Here is a 2390-nt window from a genome sequence, read left to right as displayed (position 1 = left end):
GTAAGAGTGGAATACATCACTGTACCACTCTCCCCTAAGAACGTAGCGTGACTGTTACCAATCACTACGCTCAAGCCATACTTCAAGCCTTCAACTTGGTTTTAGAGTGTACCTGCTTATGACACGCTGAGTGTAAGTGGATTAAATTCTCGATGTCATCCGAGCCACCATGTTTCACAGGTACTATGTGATGAGTCTCAATTTCCTCTCCGTTTAAAAGGTGTTCCCCACACACAGGGCATTTCCAATTTTTATCTCTGGCTAGGTTGTAGTATTTAGAGCCTGTAGCCCATCTTGTTTTTCCCTGTTTTGTTTGTCGGGTTAACCAGTAGTCTTTCATTTTTGCATCAAAGGGGCTTGCATCGCCTTTGACCTTTGTGTGTCGAACAATTGGCGTAGTTGCCATGTTATACAGACTGAGGAGCTTTTTATTGTCCCTGCGGTCTTCTGTCATACAGCAAAACGTCCAGTCTACTCCTTTAATTCGGCGAAAATATTTATTCTTGACCCAATTTTTCGATTTTTGTGGATGTCTACGCTTACACCATGACCAGAGAATTAGCCAAACACGATGACTCATGTATTTGAAGGTTTCTTTGCTAACCACTCCCTGATAATAGTTGGCAAAACCTTGGAGAATTGGATTGAGCTTTTTGATTAGGACTTCCTGCGTAACGGTCGCCATTGATTTAACAAGGCGGCTAAGTTCCTTCAGTTTGGCTAATACTTTAGCTTTTTGGGGAGTAATCAGCAGTTTACCGTCATAGTGTTTCAGATTGAAACCTAAAAAGTCAAAACCTTCAGCTATATTTGCTATCCTAGTTTTCTCCTCGCTTAACTCAAGTCCGCGTTCTAATAACCATTGCTTAACTCTGGGGACTATTTCCTCAATTTGTTCTCTGGTTTTACCAGTGATGATAAAGTCATCGGCGTAACGGATGATTCCTAGTTTTGGACACCAGGATTTTACCGCTTGCTCTAACCCGTGTAATCCAATATTGGACAATAACGGGCTAACAATTCCACCTTGAGGAGTTCCTGTTTCCGTTGGGTTGTGGACACCCCCGTAAACATATCCAGCTTTCATCCATTCTTTGATTAAGTCTCTATGGGGAACAGACCCAATCATGTTGAGAATCGATTCGTGGGCTAGGTTATCGAAGCATCCTTTGATATCAGCGTCTAAAACCCAGAGGTGTCCTTGCTTTGGACTGGCATTGAGTTTAATAAATGCCATTTCTATTGCGTCGTGACAGCTTCTTCCAGCCCTGAAGCCATATGAGTTAGGCTCAAAAACTGCTTCCCATTCGGGTTCTAGTATGTTTTTTACCAAATTCTGTGCGACCCTATCCTTGATAGTGGGAATCCCTAAAGGACGTTTCTTGCCGTTTGCTTTGGGGATGAATACCCTTTTGGTTGGTGATGCTTTTGGCATTAACCAGTTATCGACAAGTTTTACTCGCTCGTCTGGAGTGTTTATAACCTCCTTATCCACCCCTGCGGTACGCTTTCCAGTGTTAACCTGAGTAATTTGTCTCACAGAAATTAGTAGGTTGGCGTAGCTTCTTACTAACAGTTTCTGCAATCTTCTCAACTGCTTCCACTGCCCAAGTTGTCTGGCACGAAATATCCTTTGTTGTAGATTTCTGACATGCTTCCTGACTTGATGCCAGTTGACCTGACTCCAATCAGTAAGTTGTCCCTCATGTCCATTTATTAAGTTGTTACTTAATATCAAACTTTTCATGTCGGTTCGATTTCTTGAACATTTCAATTTCGTATATGACCCAGAAGAAGTCAGCTTTCCTTTCGGTCAGAGGTATAAACCACTATCCTTGCCATTACAACAAGGCGTTTGCTTTTTCTTCCCTCCTTTATCCCCCAGAGATTTCCGTCTTCGTTGCCTCCAACTTACTGAGAGTATAGACATTCTCTTAGACTCTGTGGGACTTACCCTGTTGTATCAACTAAAGTTTCGTGTATGATTTGGATGCGCCATCCGGCTTTTATTGCCTGATGTTTTTCCTCTCCTCCGATGGGATTTGTGTTCTCTTGGTCGGCTAAGTATCCATTAGCTGACCCACCCATATACCTTTTTGGTTATTGCCTATCAGGTCATTTGGCAATTTGGTGGCTCACGGAGTTTAAACGGAAGCGTTCACTTTCGTTCATCCAGATTCATATTTCCCCTTTGTTCCTGACCTGATGTGACCTGATCTAGCTTTGGTTACTTTCGTGACTTGCATTCCACCTATTTCATTGCTTACTTTAGGCGTAGTCGGACTCGGATTGAGTCTTTTACGTAGGGGTCGATGAAGAGAATCATCGAGCAGCATCGGTGCTGCGGTTTAGTTGACCTTTCAGGTCGCGCGGATACAAGCCCCGTCCTT

At 43.1% G+C, this 2390-nt stretch carries 1 protein-coding gene; it reads right to left on the bottom strand.

Annotation, left to right across the window (positions count from 1 at the left end; all coding sequences use genetic code 11):
- Nucleotides 1-82: 82 nt before the first annotated feature.
- Entirely contained in the window at nt 83-1747 is a 1665-nt protein-coding gene (ltrA, locus tag QUB16_RS33225) for a group II intron reverse transcriptase/maturase (protein ID WP_333322639.1), read from the bottom strand.
- Nucleotides 1748-2390 lie beyond the last annotated feature (643 nt).

The sequence above is a fragment of the Microcoleus sp. D3_18a_C4 genome, assembly GCF_036702415.1.
In the GTDB taxonomy this organism is placed as follows: domain Bacteria; phylum Cyanobacteriota; class Cyanobacteriia; order Cyanobacteriales; family Microcoleaceae; genus Microcoleus.
Note: the sequence above shows the minus strand (reverse complement) of the source record. Positions and strands in the feature narration are given on the sequence as shown.